At 65.6% G+C, this 18606-nt stretch carries 14 protein-coding genes; 10 read left to right on the forward strand and 4 right to left on the reverse strand.

Going from position 1 to position 18606, the window contains the following annotated elements; translation table 11 throughout:
- Positions 1 to 220: 220 nt before the first annotated feature.
- From PFZ56_RS22250 to PFZ56_RS22260, 3 genes are read right to left on the reverse strand one after another with little or no spacing between them, the layout of a single operon-like run.
- Positions 221 to 1171 carry a FecR family protein gene (locus tag PFZ56_RS22250; RefSeq protein ID WP_170004493.1) on the reverse strand — a complete coding sequence of 317 codons (951 nt, stop codon included), beginning with the start codon at positions 1169 to 1171 and terminating at the stop codon, positions 221 to 223.
- A 38-nt stretch (positions 1172 to 1209) separates the two neighbouring features.
- The gene (locus PFZ56_RS22255) at positions 1210 to 1755 is read right to left on the reverse strand and encodes an RNA polymerase sigma factor (protein WP_102879104.1); all 546 of its coding nucleotides are present in this window, start codon (positions 1753 to 1755) and stop codon (positions 1210 to 1212) included.
- The gene (locus tag PFZ56_RS22260; RefSeq protein WP_102863578.1) at positions 1752 to 2408 is read right to left on the reverse strand and encodes an STN domain-containing protein; all 657 of its coding nucleotides are present in this window, start codon (positions 2406 to 2408) and stop codon (positions 1752 to 1754) included. The genes PFZ56_RS22255 and PFZ56_RS22260 overlap by 4 nt, the downstream gene beginning before the upstream one ends.
- Before the next feature lie 243 nt (positions 2409 to 2651).
- Here PFZ56_RS22260 and PFZ56_RS22265 point away from each other — a divergent pair, with 243 nt between their 5' ends.
- The 3 genes from PFZ56_RS22265 (at position 2652) to PFZ56_RS22275 (ending at position 5584) form a co-directional block, all read left to right on the forward strand.
- Complete coding sequence (locus PFZ56_RS22265; protein WP_102879103.1) at positions 2652 to 2966, forward strand: hypothetical protein; 315 nt, start codon at positions 2652 to 2654, stop codon at positions 2964 to 2966.
- 182 nt (positions 2967 to 3148) lie between these two features.
- Entirely contained in the window at positions 3149 to 4513 is a 1365-nt protein-coding gene (locus tag PFZ56_RS22270) for a hypothetical protein (protein ID WP_170004495.1), read from the forward strand.
- 345 nt (positions 4514 to 4858) lie between these two features.
- Positions 4859 to 5584, forward strand: coding sequence for an META and DUF4377 domain-containing protein (locus PFZ56_RS22275; RefSeq protein WP_240322012.1), 726 nt, complete (start codon positions 4859 to 4861; stop codon positions 5582 to 5584).
- A 99-nt stretch (positions 5585 to 5683) separates the two neighbouring features.
- Here the strand turns inward: PFZ56_RS22275 and PFZ56_RS22280 are convergent, their stop codons facing one another.
- Positions 5684 to 10543, reverse strand: coding sequence for an NAD-glutamate dehydrogenase (locus PFZ56_RS22280; protein ID WP_170004497.1), 4860 nt, complete (start codon positions 10541 to 10543; stop codon positions 5684 to 5686).
- A gap of 553 nt (positions 10544 to 11096) precedes the next feature.
- Between PFZ56_RS22280 and PFZ56_RS22285 the strand changes: the two genes are divergently transcribed.
- From PFZ56_RS22285 to PFZ56_RS22315, 7 genes are all read left to right on the forward strand, one after another.
- On the forward strand, positions 11097 to 11453 hold the full coding sequence (locus PFZ56_RS22285) for a hypothetical protein (protein ID WP_102863321.1): 357 nt from the start codon (positions 11097 to 11099) through the stop codon (positions 11451 to 11453).
- A 233-nt stretch (positions 11454 to 11686) separates the two neighbouring features.
- Positions 11687 to 12646 (forward strand): MoxR family ATPase, encoded by a 960-nt coding sequence (locus PFZ56_RS22290; RefSeq protein WP_003218556.1) that lies wholly within the window; start codon positions 11687 to 11689, stop codon positions 12644 to 12646.
- Between the two features lie 5 nt (positions 12647 to 12651).
- A complete protein-coding gene (locus PFZ56_RS22295; RefSeq protein WP_102863320.1) occupies positions 12652 to 13593 on the forward strand; it encodes a DUF58 domain-containing protein in 942 nt (313 codons plus the stop codon).
- Complete coding sequence (locus PFZ56_RS22300; protein WP_102879099.1) at positions 13590 to 14084, forward strand: DUF4381 domain-containing protein; 495 nt, start codon at positions 13590 to 13592, stop codon at positions 14082 to 14084. Before PFZ56_RS22295 ends, PFZ56_RS22300 begins: the two co-directional genes overlap by 4 nt.
- Complete coding sequence (locus PFZ56_RS22305; protein ID WP_102879098.1) at positions 14077 to 15153, forward strand: VWA domain-containing protein; 1077 nt, start codon at positions 14077 to 14079, stop codon at positions 15151 to 15153. Before PFZ56_RS22300 ends, PFZ56_RS22305 begins: the two co-directional genes overlap by 8 nt.
- The gene (locus PFZ56_RS22310; RefSeq protein WP_170004499.1) at positions 15150 to 16892 is read left to right on the forward strand and encodes a VWA domain-containing protein; all 1743 of its coding nucleotides are present in this window, start codon (positions 15150 to 15152) and stop codon (positions 16890 to 16892) included. The genes PFZ56_RS22305 and PFZ56_RS22310 overlap by 4 nt, the downstream gene beginning before the upstream one ends.
- Positions 16889 to 18526, forward strand: a complete 1638-nt coding sequence (locus tag PFZ56_RS22315; RefSeq protein ID WP_170004501.1) for a BatD family protein — start codon at positions 16889 to 16891, stop codon at positions 18524 to 18526. Before PFZ56_RS22310 ends, PFZ56_RS22315 begins: the two co-directional genes overlap by 4 nt.
- The last annotated feature ends 80 nt before the right edge of the window (positions 18527 to 18606 follow it).

Genomic DNA, 18606 nt, shown 5'->3' on the forward strand with positions numbered 1-18606 from the left:
CACGCTGCGAACGGCTGCGTCGGTGACGCTGCGAGTTCGAAACGCTGAGGGTTCGACGCAAGATCGCCAGGCAAGGTCCTGCGGACCTTCGCGCAGCCTCGCCAGAGGCTCGGCAGCGGCTACAGGTCAGTGCCGAATCAGGTTTGTGTAGCCGCTGCCGCAGGCTGCGAACGGCTTGGGCGGCATTGCGACGCAGGAGACGCAGGGATATCGCGGGGTGTCAGCTGAGCAGTACCACGCCACCGGGCAGCTCGGTGCATTTGGCGCCATAGGCGTCGCGGATCAGCAAGGCCACGCCCGCCAACTGGTTGAGGTTGAAGCGCGCCTGGACCTTGCGCTGGCCCAACTCGGCATTGAGCAGCACCAGCATCCCCGGACGATAGCGGTTGATCTCGCTGATCACGGTGTTGAGGCTGGCGTTGTCGAACACCAGCACCTGCTCGCGCCAGGCGATCACGCTGCGGGGGTCCACGGCGATCGGCTCGCCCACCGCCCTGGCGTCGTAGGTCAGTTGCCGGCCGCTGTCCAGGCGAATGCTGCGCCCCGCCACTGCCACTTGCAGGCTGCCTTCGATGCAGGTCACGCACACCTGATGATCGGTGTTGCGCAAGTTGAAGCGCGCCTGGCGCGCACTCAGCCAGCCATCACCGGCCTGGACCTTGAGCGCCTGGGTGCTGTGGCTGAAAACTTCCACCTCGCCCTCCAGCAGCTCGATGCCCTGCTCGCCCGCGCCCGGGTCGCGGCGGCTGATGCGGGTCTGGGTATTGAGCTCCAGGCTCACGCCGTCGGCCAGGTCCACCCGCCGCTGCTCACCGACGTCGGTGGCGAAATCCGCGGTCAGCCCGGCAAAGCCGCCCGGGACAGTGAACCGCACCATGAACAGCGCCGCCGACGCCGCAATCGCGCCACCCAGAAACGCCCGACGCCCCAAGTGCCGGGGCCGGGACTGTTGCTCCAACTGCTGGGCTGCCGGTTGCAGGCAGTGCCACAGGGCCTTGGTGTGCTCGAAGGCGGCCGCGTGCTGCGGGCTTTGTGCGCACCATTGGCGCAGCGCCCGGGCGTCGGCCACGGTGGCCCGACCCGAAGTCAGGAGGACCAGCCAGTCCTGGGCTTCCCTCAACAGTTGCGGGTCCGCCGAGGCCTGGGGGGTGCAGATGCTAAAAATGTTCAAGCGCGCAGGTACTCACGGATTGATCAGGGACTCTTTGTCTAGGACAGTTTTCCGGCCCCGGGACCGAACCGCTGAATGACTTTTCTTTCAAGGCGCAAGGCGCAATGGCCCAGGGCAGCCTTGATTTCTTTCTCCACCATCCGTGTGGAAATGCCGAAACGCTGGGAAATTTCCAGGTGCGGCGCCTCTTCCAGGCGCGCGGCGATAAAGATCTTGCGCCGCCGCGCCGGCAGTTCGTAGAGGGCTTTGAGCAGGGTCTGGATTTCTTTCTGGCCGCCCACCACCCGCGACGGGTCCTGGGTGTCATCGGCGATGTGCAGCAGTTCCTCGACCTCGTCGCCGGTCAGCAGCCGGGCGTCGGACTGGCGGCGGTCGGCGGCAATGTTCAGTGCCATGCGATAGAGGTAGGCATTGGGTTGCAGCAGGTTGGGCGGCTCTTCCATGCGGTCGACCCGCAGGTAGGTTTCATGCAGGACGTCGTTGGCCAGGTCCTCGGAGCCCAGGCGCCTGCGCAAGCGCACCCGAAAGTCCTCGTAGGACGTCAGGAACAGCCTGACCATCGCACTCTGTGCGGTATTTTTCATACCCCGGAAGCTCCTTCCCATTCCCTGCAGTCCATGCGTTTCCCTGTTGTGTCCGGTATCAAGAGTAAGGTCAGCGGCTGGCGCAGCGAGCTGGGCGCCTGGCGCTGAACCCGGGTGTCCGCCAGGCGCTGCACCAAGGCTTCATCGCGCTGCAGATCGCCGGTGGAGCTCACCAGGCGGCTGTGCTGCACCCGGCCATCGGCGCCGATCCACAGTTGCAGCAAGGCGCGAAAGCGGCCCGGACGGGTCAGCGCCGAACCACACAGACTGTGCTCCACCGCCTGTTGCACGGCACTGGCATAACTGCTGTTGAGCCGCGCCGCCCGGCTGCTTCCCGCACCCGGTAGCGGCGTGGCCGGCGTGGCCTGCGGCACCTGCAGGGTGAAGGCATCGCTGCGGGCATAACGGGCCATCAGGCCACTGCCCGCCAGCAGGCGACTCAAGCCCTCCTGAGCGCTGTAGCGGCCCTTGATCCCCACCGACCGCCGCCCCCGGGTCAACTCCCGATCAACCAGCACCGCCATTCCTGTGGCGCGACTGAACAGCTCCAGGGCATCCACCAGGTTCTGCGCCGGAATCTCCAGCGTCAGCAAGGCCTGGGAATCCACCCGGGGCGGTCCCTCGACAGCGGGCTGGCCCCAGCCCTGCGGCATCAACGCCAGCAGCACGAACCCCAGCACACAGGTCGCCAAGCCCCCGTGCAATGAAGTCCATCGCCCGACCTGCGCGCTGCGTCGCTGCACTGCAGTCCAATCCCTAAAAGCGTCATCCTGAGGCCAGTTTATGAATCTGGTGTTACGGCCACGGCAAAAAAACCATCACTTTTTCAGTCATCGGTTTGCACTACACTCGGCCGGCATCGAGGCCCGCTTTCCCGGGCCTGCCAGGAGGCCAGGATGAATCGTTCAAGCCAATACGCCGCCACCTTGTTGCTGCTGTGCGCCCTGCCCTGGACGCTGCAGGCCGAGGAGGCCCGCGAGGGTTGCGTGGAAGTCAGCGTCGGCGGCTACAAGGCCCCCGACTACAACTGCCTGAGCAAACAGATGGGCAACGACCCGGACGCCGTCAAGGCGGCCCAGGCCAATCAACAGGCCATGGAGGACCCGGTGCACAAGCGCCCGCCGAACCAGGTCGGGCTCTCGACACCGGCCGCCACCAGCGTGCGCATGGGTAATACCTTCGGCACTTCGGTCAAGCCGCAACGGCCCTGAGGGCCAGCTCCTCGGGCCTGAAGCGGCCACTGCCGGGACTGCGCCCCTATACCGGCCGTTAACCTCGGCCGCGCTAGATTGCTGCACCCAAAAACCGGTGCCAGCAACCTGCCACGCCGCCATTCGTGCACGCGTTCGAGTGCTGGCCACCATACCGTCGGCTTTTTTTGTGTGTTGTGAACATGGAAAGCGTTCAAAAACAAATCTGGCAACGACCCGGCCTGAGTATTTTCCTGGTGGCCCTGGTGCTGTTCATGGGCCTGCAATACAAACCGGCCGTCCTCAACTACACCACGCGCTTCGTCGACTTCGCCGAGTACATGCTGCAGCACGGCATGACGCTGTTCCCCATCGCCGACGATCTGCAGCCGTATCCCGACTACACCGTTGTCAACACGCTGCTGGTCTACCTGGCGTCGCTGCCCTTCGGCCAGCTGTCCGTGCTGTCGATGGGCCTGCCCTTGTGCATTGCCGCGTCGCTGATGCTGGTGTTCATCTACAAACTGGGGGCCCTGCATGAGCAGAAATGGGGTGTCTGCGGCGTGCTCTTTGCGCTGTTCACCTGGGCGTTCCTGGACAGCGTCAACTCCCTGGCCCTGGACATCTACCCCGCCCTGATCACCGCGGGCTGCTTCTACCTGGCCTACACCGCCGATCTCAAGCAACAGCGCGCACGCCTGGCGCTGGTATTGCTTGGGCTGATCCTGGGCTTTGCCCTGCGCGGACCGATCGGCATGATCGGCCCGGCACTGGTGGTCGGCACCTATTACCTGCTGAGCCGGCAGTGGCGGACCCTGGTCGGGTTCTCGCTGCTGAGCGGCCTGCTGTTCGCCGCCGGGGTCGCCCTGCTGGCCTGGGCCGCCCACGTGCAGGGTGGTGACGCCTTCATGCAGCAAGTGCTGGAAATGCAGGGCCTGGGCCGGATCGCCAGCAATCACTCGCCACGCTATTACTTCTACTTCAGCGTCGGGCTGATCACCTACTGCTTCACCGCGTTCTACGCCCTGTGCGTCATGGCCAGAAGCGCCAGGCAGGGGTTCAGCGCGCCACCGCCGTCGGCACCGCGCCTGCTGCTGTACCTGGGCGCCTGGTTCTTGGTGCTGATCCTGTTCTTCAGCATTCCCAACTCGAAGAAGGCGCGTTACATCGTGTCCATCACCCCGGCCATTTCCCTGCTGGCGGCCTATATATTCATCGACCCCAACGGCCTGTTCAGCGCCACCCGCAAACGCCTGCTGCGCCTGTGCCTGAACCTGCCGGCCAGCGGCGCGGTCCTGGCGCTGCTGGTGCTGGGCTACAACGCGTTTGCCGCCCAGCCCTTGCAGCCCAACTTCGCCGGTGTGTTCGCAAGCTTTGTCCTGCTCAGCGGCGTGCGCTACTGGATCGGCCGGCAATACGCCGAGCACCGGCATTACGAGGTGATCGTCCTGGCGTTCGGCGTGGCGGCGTTTCTCTTGCTCGATGGGTTCTTTTTCAACGCCATCACCTATCACCTGGAACTGGCCAATGAGCCAACGCCCAAATTCCTGCCTTACTGGTTCTGGTAAGCCCGGGACACCGGGCGGCGGGCAATCCGGGGCGCTGCTTGCAACGCGCGTGCAAGATTTGGTAACACTCCCGCTGGCCAGCGGCCATGAAACCGAACTGGCACAGTGCTGTCACATCGCAATCGGTAACGGCAGCGGTCGTCCGGCGGCGCCCGGCCCAGGTGGCGGGCGCCGCGCAACACTGCCACAGGTTACCGGCCTGGGCCTGCCGCCCATGCGCCAGGCCATACTCCATCAAGGCTGAAAGAGCGAACCATGAAGCAAAACATCCTCCTCGTATCCGTCTGTGCCGCCCTGCTCCAGGCCTGCACCCCGGCGTCCACTCCCCCTGAAGGATCTTCTTCCATGCCCGCCAGCACTGCCTCCGTCAGCGCCCAACCCGCACTGGCCGCCTACTACTGGCAACTGGTCTCGGCCAGCGACGCGGCGGGCAAACCCGTTGCCGCCCTGGACAAGGGCATCGAGCGCCAGCTGCGCCTGACCTTCACCGGGCAGAACCTCAACATCAGCGGCGGCTGCAACCGCCAGTTCGGCGGTTTCCAGTCTGAAAACGGCGTGCTCAAGGTCCAGCCCCTGGCCTCGACCATGATGGCCTGCGACCCCAGCCTGATGACCCTGGATGCCGAAGTCGGCCGCCTGTTCAAGGGCGACTTGCGCACCACCTTCGGCGGCGACGAATCGACTCCGACCCTGCAACTGACCACCCAGGACGGCACCCAGCTCAAGTTCGTAGGCCAGCCCACCCCCGAGACCCGCTACGGCAGCCAGGGCCAGACGCGCTTCCTGGAAGTGGCGGCCCAGACCGTCAAATGCAGCCACCCGCTGATCCCCGACTTCCAGTGCCTGCAAGTGCGTGAGCGCCGCTACGATGCCGCCGGCCTGCAACTGCCAACCCAGGACGCCTGGCATCCGCTGTACCAGTCCATCGAGGGTTACGAGCACCAGGACGGCGTGCGCAACGTGCTGCGGGTCAAGCAATACGAATGGAAGAACCCGCCTGCCGACGCCCCGTCCACGGTCTACGTGCTGGACATGGTGGTCGAGCAGGACGCCTCGGCCAAGACCCGCTAAGCCTTACCCGACAACCGCCTGCCGGCACCGACGCCAGGCAATAAAAAAGCCCCGTATCTTGCGATACGGGGCTTTTTTGCTTGGGGCGGGGTCAGGCCGTTACAGCACCGACTGACCGCTCATGGCCAGGTCCAGCAGTTCCCGGTTGGCCACGGCATACATGGCGTAGTCGGTGCCGCTGGCGGCACGGATTTCCACCATCATGGCGCGCCAGCGATCAGCCATGCTCGCGTTCTGCTCCAGCCACAGGGCCACGCGGGCTTCCATGTCGTCCGGCGCATCGGCCATCTGCAGCACCTTGATGGTGATCGCCCGTTGCTGCCAGTCCACGTCATCGCGGAAGGCTTCACGGGCCTGGGCCTGCCAGTTGTTGCCCACCGGCAGATCGCTGATCTGCTGCAGGTACCACGGCAGGTCCAGGGCGCTGCCCACGGCGAAGTAGGCCTTGGCCACATCGGCCGCGCTCTGACCGGTCACGTCGGCCGCTTCGATGATCGGCAGCAGGGTGTACAGGTGAGTGGTGCCTGCAACCATGCGCGCCAGCAACTCCGGTACGCCGGCTTCGACATAGGCCTGGTAACGGTTCTGCCAGCCTTCGCGGGTCGGGCCTTCCAGCAGTTCGTCGAGCTTGAGGCCCAGCGCCGCCAGGTGCGGACCGAAGTGCGCGACATCGCGCGCGGCATCCTGCTCGTTACGACGGCTGCGCAGGAACCAGCGGGTCGCCCGACGGCCCAGACGCATCAGCTCGTCCATCAGCTCCAGTTGCACCTGGGCCGAGACCTGGTGATCCAGGGCTTCGATCTGACGGAACCAGTGCGGCAGGTGGAAGATGTCCCGCACGATCACGTAGGCACCGGCGACGTTCGCCGGGCTCATGCCGGTGGACTCCTTCAGGCGCTGCACGAAGGTGATGCCCATGTGGTTGACCAGGTCGTTGGCGATCTGGGTGCTGACGATCTCGCGCTTCAGACGATGGCGACGCATGGCCTCGGAGAACTTGGCCACCAGGCTCGGCGGGAACGCGGTCTCCATGTCACGGGTCAGGTAGTCGTCATCCGGCACCAGGGACTTGAGCAAGGCTTCCTTGAGGTCGATCTTGCTGTAGGAAATCAGCACCGACAGCTCCGGACGGGTCAGGCCCTTGCCGGTGGCGGCGCGCTCGGTGAGCTGCTCCTCGGTCGGCAGGTACTCGATGGCGCGATCCAGCTTGCCGCGGCCTTCCAGGTCGCTCATCAGGCGCTTGTACTCGGCAGCACGCTCGTAGGCACGGCGCGCGGCCAGGGACAGGGCCTGGGTCTGCTTGTAGTTGTTGCCCAACACCAGGCCGCCGACTTCGTCGGTCATGCTGGCCAGCAGCTGGTTGCGCTGCTTGTCAGTCATGTCACCGGCCTGCACCACTTCGTTGAGCAGGATCTTGATGTTCACTTCGTGGTCGGAGCAGTCCACGCCACCGGCGTTGTCGATGAAGTCGGTGTTGGAACCGCCGCCATTGAGGCCGAACTCCACACGACCCAGCTGGGTCATGCCCAGGTTGCCGCCCTCGCCCACCACTTTGCAGCGCAGCTCGTTGCCGTTGACGCGCAGAGCGTCGTTGGCCTTGTCGCCGACGTCAGCGTGGCTCTCGGTGCTGGCCTTGACGTAGGTGCCGATCCCGCCGTTCCACAACAGGTCCACCGGCGCCTTGAGCAAGGCGTTGAGCAGCTCGGTCGGGGTCAGCTTGTCGGCCTGGATGTCGAAGCGTTCTTTCATCTGCGGCGAGATGGCGATGCTCTTCGCGCTGCGCGAGAAGATGCCGCCGCCTTCGGACATGATGCTGGTGTCGTAGTCGGTCCAGGCCGAACGCGGCAGCTCGAACATGCGCTTGCGCTCGACGAAGCTGGTGGCCGGGTCCGGGTTCGGGTCGATGAAGATGTGCAGGTGGTTGAACGCCGCCACCAGTTGCAGCTTGTCGGACATCAACAGGCCGTTGCCGAACACGTCGCCGGCCATGTCGCCGATGCCGACCACGGTGATGCTGTCTTCCTGGACATTGATGCCGCGCTCGCGGAAGTGGCGCTGCACGCCGACCCACGCGCCCTTGGCGGTGATGCCCATCTTCTTGTGGTCGTAACCGGCGGAACCGCCGGAGGCGAAGGCGTCACCCAGCCAGAAGCCGTAGTCGATGGCAATGCCGTTGGCGATGTCGGAGAAGGTCGCAGTGCCCTTGTCCGCCGCCACCACCAGGTACGGGTCGTCGCCGTCATGCCGCACCACGTTGGCCGGTGGCACCAGGGCGCCGTCTTTCAGGTTGTCGGTGATGTCCAGCAAGCCGGAAATGAAGATGCGGTAGCAGGCGATGCCTTCGGCCGCGATCTCGTCCCGGCTGCCGCCCAGTGGCAGGCGACGGGGCAGGAAGCCGCCCTTGGCGCCCACCGGCACGATCACCGAGTTCTTCACTTGCTGGGCTTTTACCAGGCCCAGGACTTCGGTACGGAAGTCTTCTTCACGGTCGGACCAGCGCAGACCGCCGCGGGCCACGTTGCCAAAGCGCAGGTGCACGCCTTCAACCCGTGGCGAGTAGACGAAGATTTCGAACTTGGGCACCGGCTTGGGCAGCTCGGGGATCAGGTGCGGGTTGAACTTGAAGCTGAAGTAGGACTTGTTCTGGCCGTTGGCGTCGGTCTGGTAGAAGTTGGTCCGCAGGGTGGCCTTGATCAGGTCCAGGTAGCGTCGCAGGATGCGGTCTTCGTTGAGCACCTGAACGTCGTCCAGGGCGGTGAGGATCGCTTGTTCCAGACGCTGCTGCTTGTCTTCCAGGTCTTCACTGGTGAGCTTGCGCGCCAGGTAGAAACGGGTCTTGAACAACCGGGTCAACTCGCGGGCGATGTCGGTGTGGTTGTTCAGGGTGCTGGCGATGTAGCCCAGGTCGAAGCCCAGGCGGATCTGCTTCAGGTAGCGGGCATAGGCACGCAGCAGCGCCACGTCGCGCCATGGCAGGCCGGCAGTCAGCACCAGCCGGTTGAAGGCGTCGTTCTCGGCATCGCCACGGACGATGTGGACGAAGGCGTCCTGCAGCGTGTCGTTGAGCTGCTGGATGTCCAGGTCCAGGCCTTCGGCGGCGGTGAAGGCGAAGTCGTGGATCCAGTACTCGCGGCCATTGTTGTGGCGCAGGCGGTACGGGAACTCACCCAGCACGCGCAGGCCGAGGTTTTCCAGGATCGGCAGCACGTCGGACAGCGCCAGCGGGGTGTCGGCGTGGTACAGCTTGCAATGCAGCTCGCGCTGGCCGGACACCTGGCCCAGGGGCTGGTAGAAGCTCATCACCAGCGGGTTGGCTTCGGTCAGGCTCAGCAGGTGCTGCATGTCCACCACCGCCGAGTGCGCGGCAAAGCGCTCGCGGTAGCCGGCCGGGAAGCCTTTGGGGAAGTCCGCCAGCACGTTGGTGCCGTGGGCTTCGCCGAAGCTTTCCACCACCAGGCTGGCGTAGTCGTCCTGCCAGCTGCGGCAGGCCTGCACCACTTCTTTTTCCAGCAGCAGCGGGTCGATGTCGATGCGTTGTTTCGGGTCCACTCGCAGGATCAGCTGCACGCGGGCCAGCACCGACTCGGAGAAGAAGGTCCAGAACTCGCAGTCAGTGGCTTGCAGGCGATCCATCAGCACTTGCTGGATCTTCTGCCGCACTTCGGTGGAATAGATGTCGCGCGGCACATAGGCCAGGCAGTAGGCGAAACGGCCGTACGGGTCCTTGCGCAGGAACACGCGGATCTTGTTGCGTTCCTGGATCTGCACGATGGACATCACGGTGCTGAACAGCTCGTCCACCGGGGTCTGGAACAGATCGTCCCGTGGCAGCACTTCCAGGACCTGGGCCAGTTCCTTGCCCAGGTGCGCCTTGGCCTGGAAGCCCGAGCGCTGCTCGATGACTTCGACCTTGCGGCGGATGTAGGGAATCACTCGCACGCTTTCGCCGTACACCGAGGAGGTGTAGAGGCCCATGAAGCGGCATTCCTTGATCACCTTGCCGTCGGCGTCGATCTGACGGATCGAGACAAAGTCCGGGTAGGCCGGACGGTGCACGCGGCTGGGGTGCGCGGCCTTGGCGAACGACAGCGGCGTCGGTTCGCGCAGGTAGTTGACGGCGTAGTCTTCGATGCGCAGGTCATCGCTGGTGAGGCCGGCGCGCAGCAGCTTGGCCAGGCCGAGGAAGGAGCTTGGGTCATAGTCGATATGCCCGCCTTCCTGATCGGTGCCGACCACGAATTCTTCATAGCCGAGGAAGGTGAAGTGGTTGCCCACCAGCCATTCCAGAAAGCTCTTGATCTCGGTCTTTTCATCGGCAGCGATGGCGAACTGGCTGTTGTCGATGCTTTCGATCAGTTCCTGGACCTTGGCCTTCATCGGCTCGAAGTCGGCCACGGCGACCCGCACTTCACCCAGTACCTGTTCCAGCTCCTTGCCCAGCACGCTGAGTTCGGCGGCGTTGGCGCAGCGGTCGATCTCCAGGTACATCAGCGACTCTTGCTGCACGCCCTCGCCCTGGGTGCCCTTGGGCAGGATTTCTTGCAGCTCGCCCTTGCTGCCGCGACGTACGCTGAGCACGGTGGTCTGCAGGGTGTGGATGCTGTAGCCGCGACGGTTGAGCTCGGTACGGACCGAGTCCACCAAAAACGGCAGGTCGTGGTGCAGGACTTCCACCGCGGTGTGGGTCGACTGCCAGCCATGACGTTCGTAATCGGGGTTGTAGACGCGCACTTGCGGTTGCGCGTGATCGAAGCGCTCAAGCAGGCGCCAGGCAGAAAGGGTGCAGCCCGCCAGGTCGGACATGCGACGCTGGGTGAGTTCGTCCAGGGAAATGATGCCGAAGAATTGTTCAGCGAACAGCGCCACTTGTGGCAGTGCCTGTTCACTGATGTGCTGGGCCAGTGCCGCTTGCAGTTGGTGCTGGAAGTCGGCCTTGCTGGCTGCGGTGAAGAACGCCATCTGTGGTACTCCGCTTGGGCTTGTTATTGATGGTAGCGTCGCGTGCAAACCCCTTGCGGGGCGGTGGTGCATCCTGCTCCTGGTCTCGGGCAGAGGTTGCAGGATGCCAGGTGGGTGAAGCTGGACGAGACGCACAGGTCACATTCACCTTCCCGGGATGGGCATCTGCAAAAACGACTGGCGCTTGCAGAGCGCGCAATGCCTTTACAGGTGACCATCGCAAATCAGACGCAACCTATTGCACTTGAGAACAAATTGTCCGCTGCGCAGCTTAACGAGTGGAACGCGACAGCTGCTTGCGATGCTGCGACATATTCGGTCAACGGCACGCAACTGGCGGACGGTGCCCTGAACAACACTAGCAGGCGACGGAGAAAAACCAGGGTTTTTCCCCGGTTTCACGGTACTTGCGTACCAGAAGTGACGCTGCAGGTGATGACTGTTCACGACCTGTTCTCTGACAGACAAGCCAGCAGAAATTCCCTCGGGCTGGCAGAATTGTTTCTTTTTGCCCTGTCCGGCCGCTGCCGGCCCCCGCCCCAGGAATGCCCCCATGCTCATGACCACTGCCCACCTGATCGCCAACCCTTGCGACGACGAAGAAGACAACATGGCCATGCTCTGCTGCCACAGCAGCCAGGGCGAGATGTTCCTGATGAGCCGCTACCCGGACGAGGACGAGCTGGAGATCACCCTCGACGGCGAGCCCTCGACCCTCGATGGCGTCAAGGTCACCCTGAGCCCGACCACGCTGCTGATCGAAATCGCCGCGGCCGACGCCGACGCCCTGAACGGTTCCGACCACCTGGAAATCCGCCACAGCACCGCCGCCTCGGACCTGGCCGAAGTGGAACTGACCCTGCAGAACATCCTCAAGGGCACCGGCACCTACATCAGCCAACTGCCCTGACCCGCCGTCGAACCTGCGGCGCCCTCCAGATCCCCGCGTCTCCTGCGCAGCCTGCGGCAGCGGCTACAGGAACCGCCCGCGGGAATCGGTGGGTGGCGGTGTTTTTTTTCGACTAATTGGCTAAATCAGGTTTTCCCCGTTAGTCGCCGACCCCCGCTATGGATTAAAGTATCGCCCCCAGCCCCGACGTTAGTTCAACGCCCGGGGCGCACCCTCTCCAGGAACAGTCACCGATGGAACATCGTGAAGCGCTATTGGCGCTGCGAACCTTTCTTTCAACGCAGATTCTCGGCCAGGAAAAACTCATCGAGCGCTTGCTCATCGCCCTGCTCGCCGACGGCCACATGCTGGTCGAAGGCGCTCCAGGACTGGCCAAGACCAAGGCCATCAAAGAGTTGGCCGAAGGCATTGAAGCGCAATTCCATCGGATTCAGTTCACCCCCGACCTGCTGCCCGCCGACATCACCGGCACCGAGATCTATCGCCCGGAAACCGGCAGCTTTGTGTTCCAGCAAGGCCCGATCTTCCACAACCTGGTGCTGGCGGACGAAATCAACCGCGCCCCGGCCAAGGTCCAGTCGGCGCTGCTGGAGGCCATGGCCGAGCGTCAGGTCAGTGTCGGGCGCAGCACCTATGAACTGTCGCCCCTGTTCCTGGTGATGGCGACCCAGAACCCCATCGAGCAGGAAGGCACCTATCCCCTGCCCGAAGCCCAGCTCGACCGCTTCCTGATGCACGTCAAGATCGGCTTCCCGGACGCCGCCGTGGAGCGCCGCATTCTCCAGCAGGCCCGCGGCGAAGCCTTGAATGGCGAAACCAAGCCCGAGCGTCGGGTCAGCCAGCAGGCGATCTTCGCCGCGCGCAAGGAAATCCTCGGCCTGTACATGGCCGACGCGGTGGAGGAATACCTGGTGCAACTGGTGATGGCCACCCGCACCCCGGCCAAGTTCGACCCGGAAATGGCCGAGTGGATCGCCTACGGCGCCAGCCCCCGCGGCTCCATTGCCCTGGACCGCTGCGCCCGGGCCCACGCCTGGCTCGCCGGGCGCGATTTCGTCAGCCCGGAAGACATCCAGGCGGTGCTGTTCGACGTGCTACGCCACCGCATCATTCTGTCCTTCGAGGCTGAAGCGGCAGGCATCGACCAGGACCGTGTGGTACAGCGCATCCTCGACGTCGTTGCCGTCGCCTGATCTCCATGACTCAAGCCATCGCCGAACCCGGCATTCGCATCACCCTCGGCGAGCTGATCGAGATGCGCCATCGCGTGCGCGAGGTGCAGCTGTTCTCCACCCCCAGCCAGCGCAGCCCGCTGATCGGCTTGCATCACTCCAAGCTGCGCGGACGCGGCGTGGACTTCGATCAGGTGCGGGTCTATCAGGCCGGCGACGACGTGCGCACCATCGACTGGCGGGTCACCGCCCGTACCCAGGAACCCCACACCAAGCTGTTCCACGAGGAGCGCGAGCGGCCGATCTTCATCATGGTCGAGCAGAGCCGCCAGCTGTTCTTCGGCTCCGGGCTGATGTTCAAGTCGGTGCTCGCCGCCCAGGCCGCGAGCCTGATCGGCTGGGCCGCCCTGGGTCATAACGACCGGGTCGGCGGCCTGGTCTACGGCGACGACGAGCACTACGAGATCAAACCGCGACGCAGCAAGCAGAGCCTGTTGCAACTGCTCAACCGCCTGGTGCGGGTCAACCAGTCGCTGCACAGCGAAGCCCAGCCCCAGCGTGATGCCCTGGGCACCGCGCTGCTGCGCGGCCGTGAAGTGCTGCGCCCCGGCAGCCTGGTGATCGTGATCTGCGACGAGCGCGCCTTGAGCGACGCCGCCGAACAACAGCTGAGCCTGCTGTCGCGGCACTGCGACCTGCTGCTGATGCCGCTGTCCGACCCCCTGGACCATGCCCTGCCCGCCGCCGGCCTGTTGCGCTTTGCCGAGCGCGGCGCGCAGTTGGAACTGGATACCCTGAACTACGAACTGCGCCAGGCCTACCGGGCCCAGAGCGAAGCGCGCATCGCCCGCTGGGAACGCCTGGCGCAAAAACTGCGGGTGCTGCTGATGCCCCTGAGCACCCAGAGCGAAATGGTCGAGCAGTTGCGCGAGTACCTCAATCCGCAGCGTCCGGGAGCCGGCCGATGAGCAGCCTGGAACAACTGCAACCGCTGCTGCTGCCGCCCGATATCAGTCTGTGGCCGCCAGCACCAGGCTGGTGGCTGCTGGCGCTGTTACTGCCGGTGCTCGGCTTCGCGGCCTGGCGTTGGCGTCATCTGTGGCCACGCAAAGCCGCGCGCGCGCGCAGCGAACAGCCCCTGGACCCGGTGCGCCTGGCCGCCCTGGCGGAACTGGCGCTGTTGCCCAAGCCTTATGACGGCGCCCCGGCCGGCGCCTGGCTGCAGGCCCTCAACGCCCTGCTCAAGCGCCTGTGCCGCAACCACTATCCCTACAGCCAGAGCCACACCCTCAATGGCCGCAAGTGGCTGGCGTTTCTCGACAACCGCTGCCCGGCCGCCGGCCTGACCCGCTGGATGGTGCTGGTGGAAGGCGCCTACAAACCCGAGTGCAAGCTCGACGACAAAGCCATCGCCGGCCTGACCCAGGCGGTGGACACCTGGATTCGCAAGCATGTTTGAGTTCGCCTGGCCGTGGATCTTCGCCCTGCTGCCGCTGCCCTGGCTGCTGCGCCTGGTGCTGCCGGTGGCCGACAGCGGCGAGCCGGCGCTGAAGGTGAGCTTCCTCAGTGACCTGGAAGGCCTGTCCAAGCGCAGGGCCCGGGCCCACCTGCCGGCCTGGCGCCAGCAGGCCCGCTTCATCCTGCTCTGGGTCCTGTTGCTGTTGGCCGCGGCACGCCCGCAATGGCTGGGGGAACCGCTGCCGGTGGCCGCCAGCGGCCGCGATCTGTTGGTGGCGGTGGACGTCTCCGGTTCCATGGACTTTCCCGACATGCAATGGCAGGACGAAGACGTCAGCCGCCTGAGCCTGGTCAAGCACCTGCTGGGAGACTTTCTCGAACACCGCGAAGGCGACCGGGTCGGCCTGATCCTGTTCGGCAGCAAGGCCTACCTGCAAGCGCCCCTGACCTTCGACCGGCGCACGGTGCGGATCTGGCTGGATGAAGCGAAGATCGGCATCGCCGGCAAGAACACCGCCATTGGCGACGCCATCGGCCTGGCCCTCAAACGCCTGCGCCAGCGCCCGGCGCAGAGCCGGGTGCTGATTTTGGTCACCGACGGCGCCAATAACGGCGGCGAAATCCCGCCCATTACCGCTGCACGCCTGGCCGCCGAGGAAGGGGTGAAAATCTACCCCATCGGCATCGGTGCCGACCCGGACCAGGGCGCGACCCTCGGCCTGCTGGGGCTCAACCCGAGCCTGGACCTGGACGAGCCGGCCCTCAAGGAACTGGCCGAAGTCACCGGCGGGCGCTACTTCCGTGCCCGTGACGGTCAGGAACTGCAAGCCATCAAGGACACCCTCGACCAACTGGAGCCGGTGGCCCAGCAACCGACCCAGGCCCGCCCGGCCCAGGCCCTGTACCACTGGCCCCTGGCCACGGCGCTGCTGCTCAGCGTGCTGCTGGTGCTGCGCGAGCGCTGGCCGCACAACCCGCTGCAGCGCTTCTTCACCGAGTCGAACTTCCTGCTGCCTGCCCATGACTGGCGCCAGCGGCTCAAGCGCCTGCGCTTGCGGAGGCGTCGATGATCAGTCTCTGGCCTCACTGGTTCCGGCCCGGATGGTTGCTGGTGCTGCCACTGCTGGCGCTGCTGCTGTGGAAGCTCTGGCACCGGCAGAAGCGCGCCGGACGCTGGCAGATGATCCTGCCACCGGCCTTTCACGCCGCCCTGCTCAGCGGCGGCAACGGCCGCGAAAGCAAACTGCCCTGGGTGGCCCTGGGCCTGGCCTGGCTGCTGGCAGTGCTGGCCCTGCTCGGCCCGAGCTGGCAGCGGGTGGAACAGACCAGCCAGAAACCCGCCGACCCGCTGGTGGTGCTGCTGGAGCTGACCCCGCAAATGCTCGCCAACGATGTGCCGCCCAATCGCCTGGAACAGGCCCGGCACAAACTGCTGGACCTGCTGCAATTGCGCAGCGACGCCCAGACCGCGATCGTGGTCTACGCCGGCAGCGCCCACACCCTGGTGCCGCTGTCCGATGATCTGGCCACCAGCCGCAACCTGCTGGACGCCCTCAAGCCATCGATCATGCCCCAGGCCGGGCAGCGCGCCGACCTGGCCCTGCTCAAGGCCCTCAAGCTGCTGGACCAGGGCGCCCTGGGCCAGGGCCGGGTGTTGCTGATGGCCTCCTCCCTCAGCGAACAGGAACGCCAGGGCATCCGCCAGGCGCTTGACGGTGAAACACCGCAATTGCTGATGCTCGGCCTCGGCAGCCGCGACGGTGCCCCGGTGACCCTGGAAGACGGCAGCTACCTCAAGGACGACCTGGGGGCGATCCTGGTATCGCGCCTGGACAGCCCGGACCTCAAGCAGTTCATTGGCGAGGTGGGCGGCCGCTACCGTCAGGCGCGCCTGGACGACAGCGACCTCAAGGGCCTGGGTCTGACGGGCGGGCCGCAAGGCGTGCGCAGCGACGGCCAGACCCTGCGCCTGGACACCTGGGCCGACCAGGGCTATTGGCTGCTGCTGCCCCTGTTGCTGCTGGCGGCCTGCGCCGGACGCCGGGGCTGGCTGTTCTGCCTGCCGCTGCTGCTACTGGCCGCGCCGCAACCCAGCTACGCCTTGGACTTCAACGACCTGTGGCTGCGCCCCGACCAGCAAGGCCAGCGCCTGCTGCAACAGCAGCGCCCGGCCGAGGCTGCACGACACTTCCAGGACCCGCAATGGCAAGGCGTGGCCTTGTACGAGGCCGGCAACTACAATGCCGCCGCCGAGCGCTTTGCCGAAGGCAACGACGCCCGCGCCCACTACAATCGCGGCAATGCCCTGGCGCGCAGTGGTGAGCTGGAAGCCGCCATCGACGCCTACGAACAGGCCCTGGAACGCCAGCCCGAGCTGCAGCCGGCGCTACACAACAAGGCCCTGGTGGAAAGCCTGTTGCAACAGCAGCAAGCCACCCCGCCAACACCGCCGCCGCAGCCGGAAAACCCCGACAGCGACGACAGCAACACCAACGGACCCAGCGCTACGGCCACCCTGCCGAGCACCGCCAGCGCCCCGCCGGACACCCCCGGGCAGCCTGCGGCCAACGAGGGCCAGGCCACAGCGCCCGACCCGCAGCGCAACGGCTACAGTGAAGTGCCCGGCAGTGAGCTGGACGACCAGCACACCACCACGCCCCTGCGTCCGGCCCAGGACAGCCTGGACGCCGAACACCAGCAGGCACTGGAGCAATGGCTGCGCAAGATCCCGGACGACCCGGGGGAACTGCTGAGGCGTAAATTCTGGTACGAACAGCAACAACATCAGGATCAGGGAAAACTTCGATGACCCGCTGCACCGCCCTTCTGCTCGCCCTCGCGCTCTGGACCTCGGCGTCCCAGGCTGCCGGGCTGCTCGCCAGCCTGGACCGCAACCAGGTGAACTCCGGCGAGACTGTCGAGCTGACCCTGGAGTCCACCGACGTCACCCAGTTCGGCAAGCCCGACCTGACGTCCCTGGACAACCAGTTCGAAGTGCGCGGTACGCGCCAGGTCAACCAGCTCAACAGCCTTGGCGACAGCCACGCCAGCACCCGCTGGATCGTCACCTTGCTGCCGCGCCACACCGGCACCCTGGAGATCGCCCCGCTGCAGCTGGGCAACCTGCAGAGCCAGGCCCTGACCCTGCAAGTCAACGCCAGCCCGGTGCAGGATCAGGACAGCCGCCTGGAACCGGTGTTCATCAACGCCGAACTCGATCAGCCCAAGGTCTATGTCCAGGCCCAGGCCCTGCTGACCCTGCACATCTACCATTCGGTGCCGCTGTTCGACGACAGCAGCCTGAGCCCGTTGCAACTGAGCGATGCCCGGATCGAGCAACTGGGAGAGCCGCGCACCTACGAAAAACTCATCAATGGCGTGCGCCATGGGGTGATCGAGATGCGCTACGCCGTCTATCCCCAGCGCAGCGGCGAACTGCTGATCCCGGCGCTGACCTTCACCGCCACCCCGGCCAACCCGGGCACAGGCACAGAAGAGCCCACGTCCCAGGCACCCAAGCCCGGCAAGCTGATCCACGTCAGCTCCGCCGAACTGAGCCTGCAGGTGCTGGCCAAGCCTGCCGCCTACCCCGCCGATGCCCCCTGGCTGCCCGCCCGCAGCCTGACCCTGAGTGAAAGCTGGAGCCCGGAGCCCGATCACCCGCAGGTCGGCGACTCCCTGACTCGCAGCCTGACACTGAGCGCCGAGGGCTTGTCCAGCGCCCAACTGCCACCGCTGCCCCAGGCCGAGATCAATGGCCTGCGCAGCTACCCGGATCAGCCGCAACTGAGCAACCAGCACATCGAGCACGGCCTGCTGGGGACTCGCGAAGAGCGCCAGGCCCTGGTGCCGACCCGCACCGGTGACCTCGAACTGCCGGCCCTGGAGATCACTTGGTGGAACACCCTGGAAGATCGCCTGGAACAGACCAGCCTGCCGGCGCGAACCCTGCAAGTGGCGAACAACCCCAGCCTGGTGGTGGACACCCCAGCCGGCACGCCCCAGGCCAGTGTCGATAACAGCGACCTGTGGCTGTGGCAGCTGAGCACCCTGCTGCTGGCCTGCACCACCCTGCTGGGCTTTGGCCTGTGGTGGCGCGCGCGATCGCAACCGGCGGTGCTGCGGGCGGCCCAGACCGGCCCCAGCCCACGCTCGCTGCTGGACGACCTCAAGCGCGCCTGCCAGGCCAACGACCCACAGACCACCCGCCAGGCCCTGGATGCCTGGGCGCGCCAGCAACCGGAAACCCTGGCCGACATGGCCGCGCGTTTCATCCCCCTGTCCGATGCCCTGGACGGCCTCAACGGCGCCCTCTACAGCGAGACCGGCCAATATTGGCAAGGTGAGGAACTCTGGCGAGCGATCCGCGCCATCCCCATCAACGAGCGAGTGCAGGACCCGGTGGCGGACACCACCAGCCTGCCGCCGCTGTACCCCAAGTAACAGCAGCCGTGCAGCCCCCTGCCGCCTAGGAGCCGGCTTGCCGGCGAAGAGGCCCGTAAGTCATGCCGCGCCTGGGCGGG

Source organism: Pseudomonas danubii, assembly GCF_042980055.1.
Lineage (GTDB): Bacteria > Pseudomonadota > Gammaproteobacteria > Pseudomonadales > Pseudomonadaceae > Aquipseudomonas > Aquipseudomonas danubii.